At 58.8% G+C, this 22,850-nt stretch carries 18 protein-coding genes and 1 tRNA gene; 9 read left to right on the forward strand and 10 right to left on the reverse strand.

Going from position 1 to position 22,850, the window contains the following annotated elements:
- Nucleotides 1-46 precede the first annotated feature (46 nt).
- Nucleotides 47-2,149: a tRNA uridine-5-carboxymethylaminomethyl(34) synthesis enzyme MnmG gene (gene mnmG / locus VK574_RS20345; protein WP_472801706.1), complete on the forward strand. Its 2,103-nt coding sequence runs from the start codon at nucleotides 47-49 to the stop codon at nucleotides 2,147-2,149.
- A 12-nt stretch (nucleotides 2,150-2,161) separates the two neighbouring features.
- Here the strand turns inward: mnmG and VK574_RS20350 are convergent, their stop codons facing one another.
- Together VK574_RS20350 and VK574_RS20355 are read right to left on the reverse strand one after the other, a co-directional pair.
- The gene (locus VK574_RS20350) at nucleotides 2,162-2,728 is read right to left on the reverse strand and encodes a nuclear transport factor 2 family protein (RefSeq protein WP_472801707.1); all 567 of its coding nucleotides are present in this window, start codon (nucleotides 2,726-2,728) and stop codon (nucleotides 2,162-2,164) included.
- A gap of 98 nt (nucleotides 2,729-2,826) precedes the next feature.
- On the reverse strand, nucleotides 2,827-3,576 hold the full coding sequence (locus tag VK574_RS20355; protein ID WP_472801708.1) for a Crp/Fnr family transcriptional regulator: 750 nt from the start codon (nucleotides 3,574-3,576) through the stop codon (nucleotides 2,827-2,829).
- Nucleotides 3,577-4,207: 631 nt separating this feature from the next.
- Here VK574_RS20355 and VK574_RS20360 point away from each other — a divergent pair.
- From VK574_RS20360 to VK574_RS20385, 6 genes are all read left to right on the forward strand, one after another.
- Complete coding sequence (locus VK574_RS20360; RefSeq protein WP_472801709.1) at nucleotides 4,208-5,176, forward strand: DmsE family decaheme c-type cytochrome; 969 nt, start codon at nucleotides 4,208-4,210, stop codon at nucleotides 5,174-5,176.
- A gap of 14 nt (nucleotides 5,177-5,190) precedes the next feature.
- The gene (locus VK574_RS20365; RefSeq protein ID WP_472801710.1) at nucleotides 5,191-7,584 is read left to right on the forward strand and encodes a hypothetical protein; all 2,394 of its coding nucleotides are present in this window, start codon (nucleotides 5,191-5,193) and stop codon (nucleotides 7,582-7,584) included.
- A gap of 173 nt (nucleotides 7,585-7,757) precedes the next feature.
- Nucleotides 7,758-8,081, forward strand: coding sequence for a c-type cytochrome (locus VK574_RS20370; RefSeq protein WP_472801711.1), 324 nt, complete (start codon nucleotides 7,758-7,760; stop codon nucleotides 8,079-8,081).
- Between the two features lie 226 nt (nucleotides 8,082-8,307).
- A complete protein-coding gene (locus VK574_RS20375) occupies nucleotides 8,308-8,628 on the forward strand; it encodes a c-type cytochrome (protein WP_472801712.1) in 321 nt (106 codons plus the stop codon).
- Between the two features lie 120 nt (nucleotides 8,629-8,748).
- Nucleotides 8,749-10,176 carry a cytochrome c3 family protein gene (locus VK574_RS20380; protein WP_472801713.1) on the forward strand — a complete coding sequence of 476 codons (1,428 nt, stop codon included), beginning with the start codon at nucleotides 8,749-8,751 and terminating at the stop codon, nucleotides 10,174-10,176.
- Nucleotides 10,177-10,296: 120 nt separating this feature from the next.
- A complete protein-coding gene (locus VK574_RS20385) occupies nucleotides 10,297-11,775 on the forward strand; it encodes an RNB domain-containing ribonuclease (protein WP_472801714.1) in 1,479 nt (492 codons plus the stop codon).
- A gap of 22 nt (nucleotides 11,776-11,797) precedes the next feature.
- On the opposite strand, the gene VK574_RS20390 is transcribed toward VK574_RS20385, so the two are convergent.
- The 5 genes from VK574_RS20390 to VK574_RS20410 form a co-directional block, all read right to left on the reverse strand.
- Nucleotides 11,798-12,616 (reverse strand): hypothetical protein, encoded by an 819-nt coding sequence (locus VK574_RS20390; RefSeq protein ID WP_472801715.1) that lies wholly within the window; start codon nucleotides 12,614-12,616, stop codon nucleotides 11,798-11,800.
- Between the two features lie 72 nt (nucleotides 12,617-12,688).
- Nucleotides 12,689-12,765: transfer RNA gene (locus VK574_RS20395), tRNA-Arg, on the reverse strand.
- Nucleotides 12,766-12,886: 121 nt separating this feature from the next.
- Nucleotides 12,887-13,144, reverse strand: coding sequence for a hypothetical protein (locus VK574_RS20400; RefSeq protein WP_472801716.1), 258 nt, complete (start codon nucleotides 13,142-13,144; stop codon nucleotides 12,887-12,889).
- A 65-nt stretch (nucleotides 13,145-13,209) separates the two neighbouring features.
- Nucleotides 13,210-14,073 (reverse strand): sugar phosphate isomerase/epimerase family protein, encoded by an 864-nt coding sequence (locus VK574_RS20405; protein ID WP_472801717.1) that lies wholly within the window; start codon nucleotides 14,071-14,073, stop codon nucleotides 13,210-13,212.
- A gap of 23 nt (nucleotides 14,074-14,096) precedes the next feature.
- Nucleotides 14,097-15,434, reverse strand: coding sequence for a Gfo/Idh/MocA family protein (locus tag VK574_RS20410; protein WP_472801718.1), 1,338 nt, complete (start codon nucleotides 15,432-15,434; stop codon nucleotides 14,097-14,099).
- Nucleotides 15,435-15,599: 165 nt separating this feature from the next.
- Here VK574_RS20410 and VK574_RS20415 point away from each other — a divergent pair, with 165 nt between their 5' ends.
- Both VK574_RS20415 and VK574_RS20420 read left to right on the forward strand, forming a co-directional pair.
- The gene (locus VK574_RS20415; RefSeq protein WP_472801719.1) at nucleotides 15,600-17,354 is read left to right on the forward strand and encodes a coagulation factor 5/8 type domain-containing protein; all 1,755 of its coding nucleotides are present in this window, start codon (nucleotides 15,600-15,602) and stop codon (nucleotides 17,352-17,354) included.
- 73 nt (nucleotides 17,355-17,427) lie between these two features.
- Nucleotides 17,428-19,260 (forward strand): 30S ribosomal protein S1, encoded by a 1,833-nt coding sequence (locus VK574_RS20420; RefSeq protein WP_472801720.1) that lies wholly within the window; start codon nucleotides 17,428-17,430, stop codon nucleotides 19,258-19,260.
- A gap of 193 nt (nucleotides 19,261-19,453) precedes the next feature.
- Here the strand turns inward: VK574_RS20420 and VK574_RS20425 are convergent, their stop codons facing one another.
- Genes VK574_RS20425 through glpK form a run of 3 tightly spaced genes read right to left on the reverse strand, consistent with a single transcriptional unit; the run spans nucleotide 19,454 to nucleotide 22,803 of the window.
- Entirely contained in the window at nucleotides 19,454-19,714 is a 261-nt protein-coding gene (locus VK574_RS20425) for a UBP-type zinc finger domain-containing protein (RefSeq protein ID WP_472801721.1), read from the reverse strand.
- 27 nt (nucleotides 19,715-19,741) lie between these two features.
- The gene (locus VK574_RS20430; protein ID WP_472801823.1) at nucleotides 19,742-21,316 is read right to left on the reverse strand and encodes a glycerol-3-phosphate dehydrogenase/oxidase; all 1,575 of its coding nucleotides are present in this window, start codon (nucleotides 21,314-21,316) and stop codon (nucleotides 19,742-19,744) included.
- Entirely contained in the window at nucleotides 21,316-22,803 is a 1,488-nt protein-coding gene (gene glpK, locus VK574_RS20435) for a glycerol kinase GlpK (protein ID WP_472801722.1), read from the reverse strand. Before glpK ends, VK574_RS20430 begins: the two co-directional genes overlap by 1 nt.
- Nucleotides 22,804-22,850 lie beyond the last annotated feature (47 nt).

Genomic DNA, 22,850 nt, shown 5'->3' on the forward strand with positions numbered 1-22,850 from the left:
TCGATTCGCCGATTACAATACCCGCGAACCCGTAAAATAGCCTTGGATGCCTTTCACCGAACAATACGATGTCGTCGTGGTCGGTGCCGGGCACGCCGGTTGCGAAGCGGCCATGGCTGCCGCGCGCATGGGCCTGAAGACGGCTCTTATCACCATGAACATGGATCTCATCGCCCAGATGAGCTGCAATCCGGCCATCGGTGGCGTTGCCAAGGGACACCTTGTACGCGAAGTCGATGCACTCGGCGGCATCATGGGTGAGGTAGCAGATGCTGTCGGCATCCAGTTCCGCCTGCTCAATACTTCGCGGGGCCCGGCCGTCTGGAGCCCCCGCGCCCAGTGCGACAAGCGGCTCTACCGCGTGAAGATGCGCGAGGTCCTCGAAGCTCAGCCCGGTCTCCACATCCGCCAGGCCGAAGTCGTTGACCTCGTGATTGAAGAACAGGGAACAGGGAACAGGGAACAGGGAGTAGAAAGCCTAGATGAGGCGCTGGGCGCCCCCGGTCCCTCGCATTTGGGGACCGGGGAAACCGCGGTCACCGGCCCGCCGGAAATCCCACGTCCAACACGTCCCCACCGCCGCGTTCTCGGCCTCAAGCTCCGCGACGGTCGCAACCTTCTTGCCGGCGCCACCATCATCACCACAGGCACCTTTCTCAACGGGCTCATCCACTGCGGCGAAGAGCGCTATCCGGCCGGCCGCAGCGGCGAACCTGCCTCGGTGCTGCTGGGTGAAGCCCTGCGCCGCCTGGGTCTACGAACGTGTCGCCTTAAGACCGGCACTCCGCCTCGCCTCGACGGACGCACCATCCGCTGGGATGCATTCGAAGAACAACCCGGCGACGCCGAGCCCACTCCGTTCAGCTTCCGTACGAAGAAGATTGTTCAGCCCCAAGTAAGCTGCCACATCGCCTTCACCACGCCAGAAACGTTGCGCCTGATCCGCGAGAATGTACACCGCTCCGCAATGTACTCCGGCCAGATCGAGGGCATCGGCCCGCGCTACTGTCCGTCCATCGAAGACAAGATCGTCAAATTCCCCGACAAGACGCAGCACCAGTTCTTTCTCGAACCCGAAGGTCTCAACACCCACGAAGTCTACGTCAACGGGATGTCCACTTCGCTGCCGATGGAAGTGCAGTGGCAGATCGTGCGCTCCATTCCCGGCCTCGATCAAGCGGAGATGCTGCGTCCCGGCTACGCCATCGAGTACGACTCCGTCGACGCTACCGAACTCGACCGCAGCCTCCGTGTGAAATCGATGCAGGGTCTCTACCTCGCGGGCCAGATCAACGGAACCAGTGGGTATGAGGAAGCCGCCTGCCAGGGCATTATGGCCGGCATCAATGCGGCTCTCTGGCTCAAGGGCGAGCCCCCGTTCCACATGGATCGCACCGAGGGTTACACCGGCATCCTTATCGACGACCTCATCTCCAAGGGCACGAATGAGCCGTATCGCATGTTTACGTCGCGCGCGGAGTTCCGCCTCCACCTGCGCATCGATAACGCCGATCGTCGCCTCACCCCGCATGGACGTCGCCTCGGTCTCATTAACGACGAAGTATGGGCCGAGTACGAGCAAAAGCAGGCCCGCATGGTTGCACTTGAAACACTTCTCACCACGCGTAAGGTCGATGCTGCAGCGCTCGCCGCTGCGGGTCTGGGCGAGCTCGGGTCCGTTACCGGACAAACCTGGGCGCAGCTCCTCAAGCGTCCCGAGGTTGGGATTCAGCCCGTATTGACCGCCCTCGGCAACACTCTTGCCTCCGATCCCGTACTCGCCTGGTTTGCAAACGGACCCACTCCATCCGCCGAAGCGCGAAGTGCGGCCCGAGCGGTCGAAACCGAAATCAAGTTTGCGGGATACCTCGATCAGCAACGCAAAGCCATCGATAAGCTGAAGGCTGCTGAGTCCGTTTCCATCCCCGATTGGATCGACTACAGCGTGATTAGCGGGCTCTCCCGCGAGATGCGCGAAACCTTTGAACGCGTTCGGCCCATCACCATCGGCCAGGCCAGCCGCATCCCCGGCGTAACACCCGCGGCACTTTCACTCGTTCACGTTTCCATCCGAGTACAGGGAGCGGGGCGAGGGCCGGGAACCATTGGCGCACCCTCTGTCAGGCCTCCGGCCACAAAGGTCGGATAGAGCTTCCAGTGGTTACTCGTTCTTCTTCTCGCTCTTCCCGAAAATCGGAAAGTGAAATGGCAGGTCGGCATTGGACTGCTTCTTGCTCTTGCCGCCATCCTCGCGGAGCACTGTGCGCTGCGAATTGATGCAGAGCCAACCGTTGTGTGCGCGCTCAAACACGTGCGTGAACACACCCTTCTCGTCCACCTGGCCGGAAGAGGCGCGATGGTGCAGGACATAAGTTCCATTTGCCACGGCGATGTCGCCCAGCATCCGAACCGTCACCACCTTCTGTTCAAGGTGAAGTGTCTTATCCTCGGTCGTAAGCAGGTAGGCCACCTGCTGATTCCGGGTTGAAATGTCCCCCGACGCCGCAACATCAAGAAACAACGGGGAAAGCACTAACTCCAGGCCATACTGATCGCGCCGATTAACAGCGTCGTCCCAGGAATCCTCTATCTTCTGGAATTGCCGCATGTCCGGGGATGACGCTGACGTAACGGGCATTTGCACAGGTGGGGGGGTAGGAGCCGGAACCTGTGCCACCGCAGTGCAGGAGAGAAGAAAACCAGAAAAACAAATAGCAAAACGAGTCATACGCGTGCCAATACTCCCAGGTACGATGATATCTCTTGGACTCCGGGGAGGGGCTTGGCGGAAGCCGCAGGCGCTAGCCGGGGATGCCGAATTTCAGCTTAGAACAGGTTTTGCAGCCGATCCGGCTGATGGAGCGTGATCACGGAGTCCTCGATAGAAATCGTCCCATCCTTGCGGAATTGGCCGAGCGTCCGGGTCACCGTCTCACGCGTCGTGCAAGCCATTGAGGCCATTTCTTCGTGCGTCAGGAGCAGCGGAAAGCGGAATCCGCCGTTCACGTGCTCGCCGATCTGGTGCGCGAGTTCCAGAAGTAGCCGGCCAAGCCTGCCCGCAACCGTCTCTGCCAATGAAATGCGGCAAGCGTCCTGCAAAGCAAAGCGATATTCCTGGCATATGCACTGGACCGCGCGCATCTGCGCTTCCTTATGATTGCGCAGAAAGGTGAGGAATCGTTCTCGCTCGATCGGACGAAGCTGTGCCGGAGTCAGCGATTCGGCTGAGACCTCGTATACTCCGTGCGACAGAGCGGCGTACAGGCCAAGCATCGACCCAGGGCCTGCCACGCGGACAATCATCTGCCGATCCTGGGCACGTCCAGCCGTAAGTTTAAGATATCCGCTGCAAATCAGGTAAAGGCAGCGCGCGTCTTCACCCTGTGTGAAAAGGGTGGCCTCGCCAGGCAGGCTGATTGTGCTGGTCACGAGTTCCAAATCCGCAAGAACTGCGCTGCCAAGCGAACAGAACCAGCCCGGACGACGATTGGCGCATGCCGCGCAGCCGACGGGAGACGGACGGGAGAGGCTCCTTTGCCGTCTTTGTGGGCTCGCGATGACTTCGTACTCAGCCATAATATTATCCACGTTCAGTCTGCCTATCCGCGCGCCAAAGTGGATGTGATGGGGCTCACGTGACCGCGCCCATTCCAGCAGTTTGCCACCTCAAAAATGAACTCTGAATCCTGTTCAGTTTCTGCGACCTTCCGTGACGTTCCTGTGAAGAAAAATTTAGCCAGATGTATGCCATCAGGGAGGAAAGTCGCGCGTGTGACGGTGCGCAGGATACCTGGCTTCTAACCTGACCTGAATCGGTTCGGCAGGAATCTCTTCGAATCTGGCAGCCCACAGTGTCACTACAGGCGTGCCATCAACCGCAAGATTATGCAAAATAGACACTTATTGTGGGGAGCAAGCAGCATTAACCCAGAACTGGAATGGCATATGCTCCGCGCCATCAAGATTCATTCCCTATCCCTTCACCTGTAATAACGCGATGTGATGGAGGTCACCGTAACTGCCTTCAAGGCACAGTACGATTGCGCACATAAGGTGATGCTCCACACAGAAATGCAGCTTTCGCTCCAATCCGTTCAAAACTGCTCAACCTCTTAGAGGGGTAGCACGAGAGAATGGCGAACGTCGAGCCGAAGCCTGCCACGGGAGCTCACCAAGGGTGGTTCTCATGCATAAGGAAGGGCCAAAAATGCGAACGCAAGAGATTGAAGCTCCGGGAGTTCGCCCCGGGTCACTCCTCTCGTTGTTGCTTTTGCTCGTGGTGTTCCTCTTTTCCGCGCGCGCATTTGCAGCTCCCGCACAGGGTGCCAACCCGGTTGGTGCGAAATCCAGCCAAAGTGCAGCCGCTCCAGGCGACTACGTAGGTCAGGAGACCTGCGCTACCTGCCACGATGAGGTTGCGAAGGGGTTCGGTTCGAACCCGCACTCCAAGCTGGCTGAAGTGCACGGCAAGACTGGCGTCACCTGCGAAGGTTGCCACGGGGCGGGAAAAGCACACGTCGATAGCGGCGGCGACATCACCAAAATCTTCAACCCCGCCAAGGCGACTGCAAAGGAAGTGGATGCAAAGTGCCTGAGCTGCCATCAAGGCCAGCACGCCAACTTCGAGCGGACCGCCCACGGCCAGAACAATGTGAGCTGCGTCAGCTGCCATAGTGTTCACCACGGCGAAGACAAGGAACAGTTGCTTAAGGTTGCTGAGCCCAAGCTCTGCTTCCAGTGCCACACTGACACCAAATCGCAGTTCAACATGCCCTTCCATCACAAAGTGGAAGAAGGACTGTTGAAGTGCTCGGACTGCCACGATCCACACGGCTCATTTGACAAGAAGAATCTCCGCTCTTCGTCCCAGATGGATGCCGTCTGCACCAAGTGCCATTCCGAAACAGCGGGACCGTTCGTCTACGAGCATGACGTCGTCAGAGCAGAAGGCTGCACTGCCTGCCACTTCGCGCATGGCGGACCGAACCCGCGCCTGCTCAATCGTGCAAACGTCAACACGATCTGCCTGCAATGTCACTCACCGTCGCCGAACTTCACGACTAGCCAGCCTCTTGGGCCGGCCCACAACCAGGCGACTCAATACCAATCCTGCACCATTTGCCACACCAGCATTCACGGTTCCAACGTGAGTCCGGTGTTCTTCAATTCGAATTGAGTAAGGGGCGAGCGATGACAAAACAGACAGAACACGCACATAGTCTGGTTGGGTCGCCGGCCGGGTTCAGAATCTCCCGGCGGTGCACCCTTACCGCAGCGGCCATGCTGGCCATTGGCATAGTCAGCGGCTTCGGCCAACAACCCCAGGCAACGCAAGTTGAAACCGCCAAGCCGGCCGCCGCAAAGAAATCCGCAGCCGAGCCGAAGGCAAAAATGCTCGGCAACTACAGCATGCACTCCAGCGTCGAACTGGGCGGCGTCATCACCCAGAAAGACGGCAGTCGCGCGATGTGGTCCACCATGGTGAACGAGGGGACAGGGATGCGCGTCCTGAACCAGTCGCTCGAACTCCGCACCATGAACCCCTCGAAGACACCGTTCTTCGATACTCTTTCAACGGCGAGCTTCGGCTACGGCGGCGAACCCAACGACGTTTCCTTCCTGAAGATGTCGAAGGGCAAGCTCTATGATTTCAGCGGCAGCTTCCGGCGCGATCGCAATTATTTCGACTACAACCTGCTGGCGAATTCGCTTCTTTCCACGGCCACTGCAGCCAACCCGGCGTTGGTTCCCGAGCCGGACTCCCTGCATCTGTTCAACACCGTGCGCCACAACTCCGACGCGGTGTTTACGCTGTTCCCGATTTCGAGAGTAAGTTTCCGAATCGGCTATAACCACAACACCAACGAGGGGCCCACCTTCGCGACCGTACACAATGGTGGCGATGTGCAACTCTCGCAGTGGTTCCGTAACGGACTCGACACTTATAGCGGCGGCGTCGATCTCAAGCTGGCCAAGCGCACCACGTTGAGCTACGACCAGTTCTTTGCACTCTATCGCGGCGACACGACATTTCAACTTGCGCCAACGCCGTTCACGCTCGCCAATGGAACACCCACGTCACTCGGTGTTGACACGCTAGCTGGTACAACCTGTGGCACGGGCGCCACCAAAACTGCTGAAGTTGTGAACGGCATCGTCAACCCGTTCTGTAGCCAGACCCTCGTGCAAAGCGAAGTCTCGCCGACGCGCACCACGTTCCCAACCGAGCAGTTCCGCTTTAGTTCGCACTACTGGGATAAGGTGGCGTTCAATGGTCGCCTCACCTATGTCGGCGGCGTCATGAACGTCAACAACTTCAATGAAACCTTCAACGGACTTCTAGCCCGCACGTTCCTTCGCCAGGAGATCAGCACCGGCGGCATGGGGAATGGCCGGCTCGCGCATAACAAGCGCGACAGCCTCAATGGAGACTTCGGCGTCGAAGCGGAACTCAGCAAGTACTTTTCGATTTCCGATGCCTTCACATATCGCGATTTCCGGCTCGAAGGCAACAACATCCTCGTGAATGAAACCTGGGCCGACACTGGCACTCCTCCGCCGGTCCCTACCGCGAATCTGAATGTCAATACTCCCCTTAGCAGTCTCGTGGATTCCACCTCGACCACACCGAACAACGATTCCCTGAACCAGAAGCTCGTCGGCAACACGATTCTTGGCACGGCGACGGTGATTCCCGAGTTCAAGTTCTCGGCCGGATGGCGCTTCGATACGCGCAACATCGTGGATCCGGGCGACGACCTCACCTGGCATCAGAATGGTCTTCTGCTCGGCGCAGTGATCACGCCGTTGCCGATCATCCGGGTCAACCTCAATCTCGACACGCTGCATTGGAAATCCGCCAACGCTGACACACCCAGCAACACCTACACCCGCGAGGGGCTGGACAGGGTCTATCACGTAAGGGCGCGTGCCAGCGTGAAACCCGCCAAGTGGATAAACTTCGCCGTGACGGCCAATGACTTCGAAGGCAAGAATGATGATCCGCTGGTCGATCATCATGAGCACAGTCACGATCTGAGCTTTGCAACGCAGATTATCCCTACTGAGAAGTTCAGCTTCGACATCAACTACGCTCGCGACGACGTCTTCTCTATCACGAATCTCTGCTACATCTTTGTGCCGACTGCAGCCTTTCCGCTGCCTCCCGGGGCGCAGGGATCCACGGGAACTTGCCTGCAGACCGCCGACAATCCAGGAGGCACGCTGCCCACGCAGTCGGCAGGCACGCAGCTTTATCTGGGGAGCGGCCGCTACGACGCTCCGGTCAACTTCTTCTCCGGCGCCATCAGTTGGGCTCCGTCGAAGTACTTTCGCTATAACGGTGGCGCTCGTGTGACTCACACCGACGGCACTGCCGAGTTTCTTAATCCGCTGATGGTTTCCGGCGCACTGCAGTCAAAGGTTCTGTCGCCCTTCAGCGATTTGCAAATCAACATCGCGCCACAGTGGGTGTGGCACGGTAACTGGGTTCACCATGGGTACGACGAAGCCGGCGGTCCTGGTCCGGCTCCCCGCAGCTTCCATGGTGATGTTGTAACTCTGGGTGTGAAGTACGCATTCTGAGTTGATCGGGCGGATTGGACACGGCTGAGTTTTACCGGTCCGCCCATCCATCAATGAACGACGCAGTTGCGGTGATTGCTTCAAAAGAAGCGCCGCGGCTGCTTGAACAGTGTCCCTTTCGTCGGCGATCTTCCCCGCGCAGTTGTGAGGGGAGATCTCTGGGAGAGCAAGACATGAGTAATTTGACTCGCAATAGTGTGACGGCAATTCTGGTTCTGCTCCTTGCCGGCACAGTGGGCTTCGCGCAATCTGCTGGCGAAGCGACGTACAAGGCAAAGTGTCAGATGTGTCACGGAGAAAAGGGATTGGCGGATTCGGGTGCAGGCAAGGCGATGAAGGTAAAACCCGCCACTGATCCTGATGTAAAGAAGATGAGCGAAGCGCAGATGATCGATGCAGTCCACGACGGTATGGGCAAGATGCAGCCCTACAAGGACAAGTTGACCGACGCGCAGATCAAGGATGCTGTCGAATATTTCCGTACTTTTGCAAAATAGTGGAAGTGTTTCGTTGGTAGTTCGTTGTTTGTATGCAGGGTGAAAGCAGTTCCGGCGCGTCTCGGAAAACTCGAGCATGCGCCGGATTTCAGTTAAACGGTTCCTGGTGCGCATCACAGGGCAAAGCCACTTTTCGTTGCCGCTGGTGTTTGAGCAAATAAGGTTCCAATCAACGGGCCTGGCCCCCAACCATCTGGCCATAATGAATTTCTCAAGGAGTCTTGCAATGACGAAGACGATTCGATCGATGGCGGTGTTGGCTGCGACTGTGTGTCTGGCCGGCTCCATGGGCTTCGCTCAATCAACGGGTGAAGCGGTTTACAAGGCAAATTGTCAAAGCTGTCACGGCAGCACCGGAACACCAAGCCCCGGCATCGCCAAGATGATGGGCGTAAAACCGAGCACGGATCCGGATTACAAGAAAGAGTCCGCGGCGGACATGATCGCTTCCGTGAAGAACGGCAAAGGCAAGATGAAGGCGATGTCTCCCAAGCTCACCGACGCGCAGATCAAGGACGCCGTCGACTACTTTCGCGCCTTGAAATAGACACCAAACCTGGCCCGCTTCACGCCGCGAGACCACGGTCGCAAGTCCGGGGTCCCGAGCGACAGGTCTTTGCTGCTGGGGTGAAAGAGGCGGGCCATTTACTGTTCGGGGGAAATACCAATGCTGCAACGATTCCGCGAGAACTGGGTCCGGCCGGCACTGTTCTTCGGCAATAATCCAATTAGCCTGGCCGGTGGCGCCATTACAAGCGCTGCGGGTGTGACCATGATCGGTTACTGGCTGGTGGAGTTATTCGGCCGGCCTAACGATAATCCATATCTTGGAATCATCTTCTTTCTTATCCTGCCCGCGGTTTTTATACTGGGGCTGCTGCTCATCCCGATCGGCGTGTTTATCCGCCGCCGGAAGCTGCAACAGGCGGGCCAGATTCCTGCCGAATTTCCCAAGATCGATCTCAACGACCGCATGTTCCGGCATGGCCTCGATATCGTGCTGGTCGCCACCATCGTAAACCTGCTGGTTGTCTCCGTGGCCAGCTATCGCGGCGCTGCTTACATGGATTCCCCGCAGTTCTGCGGTTCGTCTTGCCACGTCATGCATCCCGAGTACACCGCATACAAAGTTTCCGCGCACTCCCACGTGGCCTGCGTCGAGTGCCACATCGGCTCCGGCGCACAATCCTATTTTGAAGCAAAAGTGAATGGCACCAAGCAACTCATTGAGGTGGCTTTCAATCGCTATCCACAACCGATTCCGTCGCCTGTTCGCAATTTGCGTCCGGCTCGCGAAATCTGCGAGGCATGCCACACGCCGGCCAAATTTGTCGGTGAGAAGCTGCTGGTCAAGTCCAGCTTCGCTGACGACGAAAAGAATACCGAGACGCAGAGCGTGGTCCTGCTTCACCTCGGCGGCGTCGACTCGCTGTCGCATCTTACCGGCATCCACGGCGTCCATCTCGGACATATCGAGTACATCGCAACCGATCCCACGCGCACCTCAATCCCGTGGGTTGAACGCACCTACGCTGATGGCTCCAAAATGGCATTTGGCACTTCAACCCTGAAGGGGGCGGTTCCGCAGGGAGAGCGCCGCGTGATGGATTGCATCGATTGCCACAATCGCGCCGCTCACACCATGCAGACCGCGGAAGATGCACTCAACCGAGCCCTGGCCGAAGGCGCCATCAACCCCGAGTTGCCCTGGGTACACAAGAAGGGTCTGGAGTTGCTCAAGGCCGATTACAAGTCTGAAACTGAAGCGCGCGTTAAGATTCCCGAGGCACTCACGCAGTTTTATCGCAATGAGCACCCGGAGATATTGGCCCAGCATCCCGATCTGGTGAAATCGGCAGGCGAGGGACTTGTGACCGTTTTCACCACCAACGTGTTCCCGGAAATGAAGGTGACCTGGGGCACGCACCCAAATCACATCGGCCACATGAATTATCCAGGTTGCTTCCGCTGCCATGACGGCGATCACGTGTCCAACAACGGCAAGTCGCTTACCCAGGACTGCAGCGTCTGCCATAACCTGCTGGCTGTGGACGAAGCAAAGCCAAAGGTCCTTTCCGATCTCGGCATTCAATAAATTGTGGTACGCCGGTTGGGGAACAAGAGGGATGGCGAATCAGCCACCCCTTGGTGCGTTTGCCTAGTTGACATCTGCGCGTGATAGGCTGGCTCTTCAATCCTGAGGGCCCAATTCACAATGCACTCCACGAAGACGCTGAATTTTGACCTTGTAGCAGCGGCGCACGCCGACATGACCCAAAATGGCTTTCAACCTGATTTTCCGGCCGGTACCGATACTGAGCTGGCAAAGATCAAGGCGCAGCCTGCCCTGCCTGCGGTTCCTGGCGCGCAGGATCTGCGGAGCCTTCTCTGGTCGTCCATCGACAACGACACGTCGAAGGACCTCGACCAGATCGAGTGGGCCGAGCAGCTTCCTGACGGTCGAATTCGCGTGCTTATCGGCGTGGCCGATGTAGACATTCGCGTGCCACACGGAAGCCTGCTCGATAAGCACGCCCAGTCTGAGACGACGTCGGTCTATACGGGCGTAAAGGTTTTTCCGATGCTGCCGGCCGACCTCTCCGAGGGAATCACGTCTCTGAACGAGAACGAGGATCGAGTCGCGGACGTGGTCGAGTTCACAGTCGACCCGACAGGCTGCGTCTCTGGAGGAACGGTGTATCGCGCGCTGGTTCGCAACGGTGCGCAGCTCGCCTACAACAGTGTGGGCGCCTGGCTGGAAGGCCGCGGCCCGGCACCCGCCAAGGTTGCAGCCAATGCCGATCTGGCCGCTCAACTCAAACTTCAGGACAAGGCCGCGCAGATTTTGGTCGGCTGCAGATTCCAACATGGCGCGCTCGATCTCGAAACCATCGAGACGCATCCGGTGATGTCAGCCGATGATCAGGCCGTCGATATCAGCAAGCTCGAAAAGAACCGAGCCACGTCCCTGATCGAGGAATTCATGGTCGCGGCCAACGGCACCGTCGCTCGCATATTCGAGGCGGCGGGGATCGCATCGATCTGGCGCATCGTGCGCACCCCCAAACGCTGGGATCGCATGGTGGAGGTTGCAAGCGGGCTGGGAACAAAACTGCCTGTGCAGCCGGATTCCAAGGCGCTGAACGATTTCTTGCTGGCACAGAAACAGAAAGACCCCGATCACTTTCCGGACCTCTCGCTCACCGTCGTCAAACTGATGGGTCCGGGCGAATACGTTCTCGTAAAGCCCAATGAACCCTCACCCGGCCATTTCGGCCTTGCGGTGCGGGACTACCTGCATTCAACCGCGCCGAACCGCCGTTTTCCGGACATCATCACGCAGCGCATCATGAAGGCACATCTGGCCAAGGCCGACCAGCCTTACTCGGAAGGCGATCTGAGCGCAATGGCACAACATTGCACGCAGATGGAAGATGCCGCGCGCAAGGTGGAACGCATCATGCAGAAACGGATTGCTGCCGTTGTCTTGCATCCGCGCATTGGCCAGTCGTTTCCAGCGATCGTTACAGGCGTAAGTCAGAGTGGCACATTCGTGCGCGCGCTCAATCCCCACGTTGAAGGAATGCTCGTGAACGCCGGCAAGCCCGGGTCGAAACTGGACGTGGGCGACAAGCTGACAGTCAAGCTGGTCAACACCGATCCGCAGCGCGGCTATATCGACTTCTCCATGTAGCCTTGCCGCAGTGTGGCCGTTCTCAGGCGTCCCCGGTTTCGGCTTCGGTTATCTTCTGTGTATCTGGCGTGTCTGACGACGGCGCAGCGGCGGCGGTCCCCGGCTCATCGATCCAAAGGCAGACGATCCACCAGATCAGCACAATCACGTAGACCGCGCTGTTCGTGTTCAACAGCTTCTCTTGGAGCCCCAGCACCCGCTCGTATTCAGCCTGCGAGTGCGGAGTTGTGTGTCGAGCGATGATCTCCCAAATCCCCTGCGCTCCAATCTGCGCGATCGACGCCGTCGAGAGGCCGATCATGATGCGCTGCACATGGCTGTGCCAACCCGCGCCGTATCGACGTCCCAGCGCCACCACGAGCAACCCGAGAGCAATCGAAAGCACATCGACCAGCAACCCTGTCTTCACCGCGATCAGTTGCATGAATTGAAGCCTGGCGATAGTCGTATCGAATGCAATTGCTTTCCACGCCGGCCACGGTCCCCATTTCCACAACACCACACCGGCCAACGCGAGCAACCCGAGCGTCCAGCCGGCCCATGCGAGTGAGCCGGCTTTCTTGAAAGCGCGCCGTGCCATTTCGACAGGCACCGCGAACCCCACCAGCACTGAAAGATCCGCCAGCGAAATCGCAATGGTCGCCATGGTCAACTGCGGCAATTTGTCATGCAAAAGCCGGTTCGTCAGCAGCCGCAATGCGACCAGCACAATCGAAGCCGTAAACCACGGAAAAAGGCGCGCTCGGTCACGCCCTATGAGCACCACCAGCAACACCAGCAGTGACGCAAAAGTCAGCGTCCACATAACCGAAACAGCCGTGAAGTGATAATCAAAATGCATGCAATTCCTTGCAGGCCCGAATTCAGGTCCGGACCAGGTTCAAATTGATTTCAGGATGGGTGAGAAGGGAAATGGTGCGCCCGGAGAGATTCGAACTCCCGACCTAACGCTCCGGAGGCGTTCGCTCTATCCAGCTGAGCTACGGGCGCGCTCTACCAGCATACCGCATTCGACGGGCAAAGCTCGTGAGAGGGCTTTATCCCAGTCTGGCCGCGCATTTGCCCTGATTCCATAAGCTCTGGCGCTCTCCTGATCCCTGCTCCCTAATCCCTATTCCCTGTCTTTCCGCAGTTCTTCCATCACCGACTGGATCAGAGCCTTCGCCCCTTCCATCCCGCTCAGCACCGCCTGCAAATCCAGTGCCGGTTTTGATGGATTCCGGCTGGACGCGCAATACACGCCGTGCTGTCCCACCATAATCAGCGAATCGGTCAGAAGGTCAAGCGCCACCGCCAGCCTGCCCCGCTCCACACCCATCATGAATTCGTGCTTTTCCAGCTCCGCGCGCTTCTCACTAAAAACATCCATGAATCAAGCCTACCCGAAGCACCTCGGCCAGCACGATTTCGGTCCGCAACCTGCACGCAACGTATCTAGAAGTCCAGCTTTTTCATGAAATCGGCGTCCTCGCGCAATTCCGTGATGGGGTCGCCTTCGAATTCTTCCTGCTCGATAAAGTAGTGCTTCAGTCCGGTTGCCGCGCGGAAAATCGGCTTGTAATCAATGAATCCCTTCCCCATCACAACGTTGCGCAATTTACCATCCGGCTCCTTCACCATGTCCTTCACGTGAAGCAGGGGGAAGCGCTCTGGGAACTTGCTTAGATACTCGACCGGATTGTGTCCGCCGCCCACCACCCAGCCGCAGTCCATCTCGAACGACACTACTTTCGGGTCTGTCCGCTTTAGCAATTCGTCGAAGAAAATCACACCGTTTTCTGTTCCGAACTCAATCACGTGGTTGTGATAGCCAAACGTCATGCCGGCAGCCTTCACCTTTTCTCCAATGACATTGAACTGGTCCGCCACATAGCGCCAGTCGTCAAGGTTCAGATCGCCCTTCCGCGTTGGATCGCGATGCACGCCCGCCCACGAACAGATGATGTACTCGAGCCCAAGCGCCTGTCCGTACTCGATCAACTGGTTGAATTGTGTCTTCAACTGGGTAAGCTGGTGGTGTGTACTGATGCACTTCAGTCCCGCCTTCTGCAGGGCATTTCCAAAATCGGCCGCAGTCTTGTCGAAATAACCTGCTGCCTCGACTTCTTTGTATCCGGCCGCAGCAAGCTTTTCGAGTGTGCCATCAAAATCCTTCGGCAGCAGGTTGCGCACCGAATACAGCTGCAGCCCGATCGGCAACTGCGCCCGCTCGGCCATCAAGTAGTCCCCTCCAACGCATGCCGCAGCCGCCACTGCGCCCGAAGCCTTCAAAAAACTGCGGCGAGAAAAACTATTCATTCACTTGTTCTCCAAGGCCTTTGTCATCCCTTAATCGTTTGTGCGCCCGCGTCCCACGTAGCCACGTTGTTTTGAGAATAGGAGTAATTGGCCATATGGCACGCAATCGCCGTATTGTTGCCGAAGACCTCATCCTCGACAACATGCTCACGAGTCTCTACCGCATGGAAAAAATTGGCAATATGATCTGCTGTGTCATCGTATCCCGGTGGTGGTGAAAATGTCTCCGCCTGCGGCAAAGCCGCGGACGGCTGTGGATGCGCTGCGTGCCATTCTTCCATGTACTTCTGCTTCGTCTCAGCCGTCCACCCGTTGAGCGAGTAGCCCTCCGGCTGCGGCCGCGTATCCTGCGGAACCACGGTGAGCGAGTTGCCGTTGATCGTCATCGTGGACTCCTTACCGTAGAAGATGGTGATGTCGCCCGCCGCGTTGTTCTGATTGCAGTGCATGTTCACCCTTACTCCCGGATAGTCGTAGAGCGTCACCAGAAGATCAGGGAAATCGCGTCCATCTTTGAAATGAGTCAGGCTTCCCGTCGAATACGCGCGCTCCGGAATCGCGTTGATCCCGGTCACGCACTGCATTCCCGACAACAAGTGCACAAACAAATCGCCGGCGACCCCTTCGCCGTAGTCTGCAAAGCAGCGCCAGCGGAAGAACCGGGCCGCATCAAACGGGCGCGAAGGCGCGTCGCGCAACCATGTCGTCCAGTCGATGGTTTCCGCGCTGGCATCCGGCGCAACCGGATACACCCACGCCCCGGATGGAGAATTGCGATCCGTATGAGCTTCAATGGACGTGACCTCACCCAGCCGTCCCGACTTGTAGATCTCCTCGGCCTTCTTGAAAACGGTGTTGCTCACGCGCTGGCTGCCCGCCTGAAAGATCCGCTTGCCCTCCTGCACGGCCTTCACCATCGCGAGCCCATCAGCCACGTTGTGCGACATCGGCTTCTCGCAGTACACGTCCTTGCCCGCCGCAACGCAATCCAGCACAACGCGCCGATGCTGAAAGTCAGCAACGGCAACAATCACCGCATCAACATCCTTGCGGTCGAGCAACTCGCGATAATCCCGCGTCGTGGGAATGTCGGAGCCCCACGCCTCTACGCCGGCCTTGCGATGCATGTCGTACAAATCCGAAGTCCCCACGCACACACCGCTCTGTAGCTTTCGCGCGGACCGCAGCAGATCGCATCCGCGAATTCCGGTGCCGATGGAAACAAAGCGAATCTTTCGTTCCGCCTGCGCAGTCTGTGCCGTCAAAACCTCCGGCTCCAGCGCAATCGATTTAGCCGCGGCGCCCGCCGCCATCGCGCCTGCGCCAAGACGCACAAAATCCCTGCGTGAAATTGGTCCCATGTGAAGAAGCCTTTCCCGTGCGACCGCAATTCTCGCCTGCTAGACGGCGCCGTGTCCACCCGCACAGGCGTGACAAGAGGGGAATGGCATACGATGCTTAGGTCAACGAATTCCAAACCCAAAAGGAAGCTCGGGCCAATGCACAAGACAAGACTTGGAGCCAGCTTGAAATCAAAACTTACCTCTCATGCTACGGGCAGCCTTCTGGCAGTGACACTGATGCTTTCCACCGCATGCGCGCAATCACCGCAGGGTTCTAAACCTGCGACGCATCCCGATCTGGGCCCCAACGTTCTTCTCTTCGATCCCTCGATGCCCTCGGCCGACATCCAGGCCCAGATCGACAAGGTCTACGGGAGCCAGCAGCACAGCGAATTTGGTACGGCCCGCTACGCCCTGCTCTTCCTTCCCGGCGAATACCACGTCGACATCCCCGTTGGCTTTTACACCCAGGTGATCGGCCTCGGCGTGACGCCCGACGCTGTCCACATCATCGGCAACGTCCACTCTGACGCCAGCCTCCCGCGCAACAATGCCACCTGCACCTTCTGGCGCGGAGTCGAAGGGTTCTCCGTCACGCCGACAGACGGCACGATGCAATGGGCCGTCTCCCAGGCCGTGCCCTTCCGCCGCATGCATGTCATTGGCAATATCGTTCTCCATCAGAAGGGTGGATGGGCCAGCGGCGGATGGATGTCCGACTCGCTGATCGACGGCAACGTCGGCGCCGGTCCGCAGCAGCAGTGGATCTCCCGCAACAGTGAATGGGGCAGTTGGACAGGCGCTAACTGGAACATGGTCTTCGTCGGCATCCCTCATCCGCCCGCGGGTGAGTGGCCGCAGCCACCCTACACCAAGGTTGAACGCACGCCCATCGTCCGCGAAAAACCCTTCCTCGAAGTCGATGCAAAAGGGAAGTGGAGCGTCCGCATTCCTGCCCTGCAAACCGACAGCCAGGGCATTACCTGGCACGGCGGATCGACGCCCGGCCGTAGCGTCCCACTCACTTCGTTCTATATCGCGCAATCAGGCCGCGACTCGGCCACGACCATCAACGCGCAACTGGCCAACGGCAAAAATCTGCTTCTCACACCAGGCATCTACGACCTCACCGAGCCGATCCGCGTCAATCGTGCCAATACGGTCGTCATCGGTCTGGGCTTCGCTACTTTGCGCCCAACCCGCGGAACCGCCGTCATGACTACCGCGGATGTGGGCGGAATCGAAATTGCCGGCCTGCTCTTCGATGCGGGATCAGAAATTTCGCCGGTGCTTCTTGAGGTCGGGCCGTCAGGTAGCAAAGAGCTTCACATTCAAAATCCGACAACAGTGCACGATGTATTCTTCCGCGTCGGCGGGGCAGGCGTGGGCCGCGCCAAAGTCAATCTGCTTATCAACTCCAACGACACCATCATCGACCACACGTGGATCTGGCGCGCCGATCACGGCGCCGGGGTCGGCTGGACCAGCAATCTGAGTGCAAATGGCCTCGTCGTCAACGGCAACAGCGTCACCGCCTACGGCCTCTTCGTTGAACATCATCAGCAGTTCCAGGTGCTTTGGAATGGCAACGAAGGCCGAACCTATTTCTATCAATCTGAGATCCCCTACGACCCGCCGGATCAGCCTTCCTTTACCTCTGCACCCGGCACCAACGGCTGGGCCTCCTACAAGGTCGCAGATACGGTGATCAACCACCAGGCCTGGGGACTAGGCATCTATAGCGTCTTTCGTCACCCCAACGTTGTGCTCACACGCGCGATTGAAACTCCAGTGCACGTTAACGTGAGTTTCCACCACATGATCACCGTCGCCCTCGACAACCTCGGCGAAATCTCCAACGTCATCGACGACAAAGGCGGCCCCACCCACGTCGCACCCGACCGCGTCACGCCCAAGGTTGCGGAATTCCCGCGGTAGGCCTCAAGGAGCGAAGCTCGGCGGACCAGCAAGCGCGCCGGGTTTCGCATGGGACAATGGAACAGTAGACATCATGAGCGACGAAAGCATTCCCGAGTCCCAGCCGGCCCCCGAGTCTCCTGAAATCTCCAGCGAGCAAACCGCTCCGTCCGCATCGAGTGTCCCTTCTGACGCGGTGGAAACTGCAGTTCCCCCTGCGCAATTCGTTCAGCCAGCTACTGCGGAAGCCCCGGCTGAAGAGCCCGCCGAGCCTGAGGAAAACTTCGCCGACATCCTCTCCCAATTCGAAAAGAGCCATACCCACAAGCCCGCCTCCGGCGTTAAGCAGATCGAGGGCACCATCGTCTCCCTCGCCGCCGAACAGGTCTTCGTAGACATCGGCTACAAAACGGAAGGCGTCCTCCCGCTCTCCGCTTTTCCGAACAATGCCGAGGCGGTTAAGGCCGGCGACAAGGTCCTCGTCTCGGTCAAGGGTCGCAATGAAGAGGGCTACTACGACCTCACGCGTTTCAAGGTTTCTCAGCCTCGCGACTGGTCCGCGCTCGAAGAGGCCTTTGCGCAGAAAGCTGCTGTCGTCGGCACCGTCACCGCTGTTATCAAAGGCGGTCTTACCGTCGACATCGGTGTCCGCGCCTTCATGCCCGCCAGCCGAAGCGGTACCCGCGATGCAGCGGAACTCGAGAAAATGGTCGGCACTGAAATTACCTGCCGCATCACCAAGCTCGACGTCACCGACGAGAACGTCGTCGTCGATCGTCGCGTTGTCCTCGAAGAGCAAGCCCGCGCTTTGCAGGAAGGCCGCTACACCGCCATGCAACCCGGCGACGTTCTTGACGGCACCGTGCGTAGCCTCATGGCCTACGGCGCCTTCGTTGATCTGGGCGGCATCGATGGTCTTCTCCATGTCAGCGATATCTCGTGGAGCCGCGTCAACAAGCCTGAAGACGTACTTTCCGTCGGCCAGCAAATCCAGGTTCGCATCCTCAAAATCGATCCCGACACCAAGAAGATCTCGCTAGGTCTCAAGCAGCTTCAACCCGAACCGTGGGAGGCCGCGCAAGGCAAGTATCAGGTTGGCCAGCGCATCACCGGCTCTGTCACCCGCCTCGCTGACTTCGGCGCCTTCGTCGAGATCGAGCCCGGCATCGAGGGCCTCATCCACATTTCCGAAATGTCCTGGGGCAAAAAAATCCACCATCCCAGTGACGTGCTCAAGCAGGGCGACACAGTCGATGCCGTTATTCTCGGCATCAAGCCGCCTGCCGAATCCCAGCCCGGCCGCATCTCGCTCGGCTTGAAGCAGACCCTCTCCGACCCATGGTCCGACGTCACCAGCAGATTCCCCGTCGGCTCCCAGATCGAGGGCCCCGTCACCAAGATCATGCCCTTCGGAGCGTTCATCCAGATCGCCGAAGGCATCGAAGGCCTCGTCCACGTCAGCGAAATCAGCGCGGATAAACGCATTAACCATCCGCAGGACGTGCTGCGCGTAGGTCATGTCGTCAAGGCGCAGGTACTCGGCATCGCGCCGGAAAAGCGCCAGATCAAGCTCAGCATGAAACAGCTGATCCCCACAAGCATCGACGAGTACATCGCCGAGCACAAATCCGGCGACATCGTTTCCGGCCGCGTAGTCGATGAGTCCGGCTCAGTCGCATCTATCGAACTCGGCGAAGGCATTCGCGCAACGTGCCGCCCTGCGAAGTCCGCACCGGCTGCAGCCGAATCACAGCCCTCCACCAAAGCCGACCTGTCCTCGTTGTCAAACATGCTGCAAGCCCGCTGGAAGGGGAGTGCGACCGCCCCAGCCGCAGCACCCGCGCCGCTCCAGGCCGGCCAGATCCGCAGCTTCAAAATCACAAAGCTCGACGCCGATTCCAAAACGATAGAAGTGCAGTTGGCTTAGTTCACAGGATTCTATTTAAAAGGCACGGCTTCGCGGCTTGGTGCCAAAGTCCGACGAAGAGGTGTTCTGTAACAGGGCACGAGTTTACTCGTGCCGCAAACGATGCAAAATCAATGGGGCTTTAGCCCCTGAGGAAAGCTCTCCATCGATTAAGACGATCTATGTTGCAGGCCTTGGAGCAGTCTTCCCCGATCTATAAATACGCCTCGTCGAGATAGCACCAGCGCCAGTCTTCGCCGCGCTCCGCCGAGCGAATGATTGGATGCTGGGTCGCATGAAAGTGCGCCCGCGCATGCCGGTTCTTCGACGAATCGCAGCAACCCACATGCCCGCATTCCAGGCACATGCGCAGATGCACCCACGTGTCGCCCGTTTTCAGGCAGTCCTCGCACCCTTTGCTGCTTGGCTTCACGCTCTTTATGTGGTCCTTCTCGTGTGTGCATTTCGTCGCCATTCGTCGCCTCCCCGGGAAAACCCGCCTTCACACCATATATTGTTTCGCCAGCGCGCGAAACTCCGCAACCTGCGCCGCGACCCACGTTCCATCGCGTCCCAGTTCCGCGACAAGTAGTTCGGCCACCGGCTCCGCCATCGCCACTGCCGCCCGCGCATTCAGGAACAGCGCCCGCGTTCTCCGTGCCAGCACATCCTCTACACTCCGCGCCATCTCAGCACGCACCGCCCAAACCACTTCCGCTGCAACATACGGCAGCTCCGCATGAAGCTTTCGTGCCAATTCCGGCCGTTCCTTCGTCAGTGCGCGAATCGCCCCAGCGTCCGCTCCGTAAACCAGCAGCGGATCTTCATCCTCGATCTTTGCCGTCTCCATGTATCCATGGATGCGCAGATTCTTCGTCGTGCAGGCCTCATCGCGCAATCGGCCCAGCGTAATCGCATGATCCACGCAGTCCTCGGCCATGTGCCGATACGTCGTCCACTTGCCGCCCGTGATCGTCAGCAGCCCCGACGTATCCACATGAATTACGTGATCGCGCGAAATTGCTGATGTCCTGCCCTCGCCATGACTCTTCACCAGCGGCCGCAATCCTACATAAACCGCCAGCACATCCGCCCGCGTTGGAGGCCTGCTCAAATAGCGCCCCGCAGTTTCGAGAATGAAATCAATCTCCTCGTCGAGCGCCTTCGGTTCCAGGGTGGGTGCATCCACCGGAGTATCGGTCGTCCCCGCCACCGCATGCCCATGCCACGGAATCACAAACAACACGCGCCCATCACTCGTGCGTGGCACCATCAATGCCGTATCGCCCTTCAGGAACGAGCGGTCAAACACCAAGTGGATTCCCTGGCTCGTCACCATCAGCGGCTCTGCCTGCGCATCCGCCATCCGCCGCACCTCGTCGGTGAAGACTCCGGTCGCATTGACCACGATTCGCGCCGCGATCCTGAAATCCTCTCCCGTTTCCTCATCGTGCGCCGCCACGCCATTCACATAGCCTTCGTTATCGCGCAACAATCCGGTTGCAGGACAGTAATTCACTAGTGTCGCGCCATGATCTGCCGCCGTCATTGTCAGATGGATCAAAAGCCGCGAATCGTCAAATTGTCCGTCGTAGTAGACAACTCCACCGCGCAATTCCTCCGGCTCCAACGCCGGCAATCGCTCCAGCGTCTCCTCCTTCGTCAGCAGCTTTGAAGCCCCAAATCCATACTTGCCCGCCAGCAGGTCGTAGAGTTTCAGCCCAATGCCGTAGAACGGGGCTTCCCACCACGAATAATTCGGCACCACGAACGCTAAATCGTGCACCAGGTGCGGCGCATTCTGCCGCAACAACCCGCGCTCCTTCAGCGCTGACATCACCAGCGGAATATTTCCCTGTTCGAGGTACCGCACGCCGCCATGCACGAGCTTCGTACTGCGGCTGCTGGTGCCCTTGCCAAAGTCGTGAGCTTCCACCAGCACCACGTCGAATCCCCGCGCCGCTGCATCAACGGCTACGCCCACACCCGTAGCACCGCCGCCGATCACGGCAATATCCCACGGCTCACCGGCTTCTGCCCGTTCGCGGATCCTGCGCAGCATCTCCTCTCTGCGCATCAGTTGCTCCAGTTTTTCGACCGTTCTACCGCGCGCTGCCATCGTTCCCGGCGCCCCTTGCATTCCGCCGCATCCATCCGCGGCTCAAAGCGCACGTCGCCTTCCCGTTGAGCGCGAAGCGCATCGCCGCTCGCCCAGAATCCCGTCGCCAGCCCAGCTAAATATGCCGCTCCCAACGCCGTCGTCTCCGTCACGCGCGGACGCACCACCGGCACACCCAGCACGTCGGCCTGAAACTGCATCATCAGGTCATTCACCGCGGCGCCGCCATCCACGCGCAGCGCGCCAAGCGGAGTTCCGGTCTCGCTGTGGACTGCCTCCAGTACATCCGCCACTTGAAACGCAATGCTCTCCAAGGCAGCCCGCGCGATATGTCCTGGCTTGGTATCACGGCGCAATCCAATCAACAACCCACCAGCGTGCGGATCCCAATGCGGTGCTCCCAACCCTACAAACGCTGGCACAAACACCACACCGCCCGTGTCCGGCACGCCCGCTGCCAGCGCCTCTACTTCAGCCGACGATCCAATCAGGCGCAGATTATCGCGCAGCCACTGCACAACGGCACCGCCAATAAAGATGCTGCCCTCCAGCGCATATTCCCGCCGTCGTTGCGCACTGGCCGCCAGCGTCGTAATCAGCTTGTGCTTCGACCGCACAAATTCCGTTCCCACATTCTGCAGCAGAAAACATCCGGTACCGTAAGTGTTCTTCGCCTCTCCCGCGTTCCAGCAAAGCTGCCCGAACAGCGCTGCCTGCTGATCGCCAGCGATCCCCGCGATTGTCACGCCACCCAGTCCCAGTGTTGTCGTCACTTCGCCGATGCGCTCGCTCGACCACGCTACCTCTGGCAACAGGTTCGCTGGAATATCGAAGATGCGCAACAACTCCGCATCCCACTCGCCCTTCACGATGTTGTAAAGCAGCGTGCGCGACGCATTCGTCACGTCGGTCACATGCCGCATGCCGCTGGTCAAGTGCCAGATCAGCCAGCTATCCACGGTACCGAACGCCAGCTCTCCGCGTTCCGCTCTTCCCCGTGCCCCCGGCACGTTGTCCAGTATCCAGCGCACCTTGGTCGCCGAAAAATACGGATCCAGCACCAACCCCGTTTTCGAAGAGACTTCCTCGCCGACTCCACTCTTTTCCAAAGATTCACACTGCGCAGCAGTTCGCCGGTCCTGCCACACAATTGCCGGATGAATCGGCTTCCCTGTTTCGCGCTCCCACACAATCACCGTCTCGCGCTGATTGGTAATCCCGATTGCCGCCACATCGCGCGGACGCGCACCTGCCTTGCCCAGCACTTCCACCGCGCAGGCAAGCTGACTTGTCAGGATCTCCGTTGGATCGTGCTCCACCCACCCCGCCTGCGGGTAGAACTGCTCAAATTCATGCTGCGCCACTGCGGCAATCGATCCGGCTTCATCAAAAAGTATGGCGCGCGAACTCGTCGTGCCTTGGTCCAATGCAAGAATGTAGGCCATCGTGTCGGGAATTCCCCCGGACCAAGTCAATCACGCGCGCCCGGCGC

Source organism: Occallatibacter sp. (assembly GCF_035317045.1).
Classification (GTDB): Bacteria; Acidobacteriota; Terriglobia; order Terriglobales; family Acidobacteriaceae; genus Telmatobacter.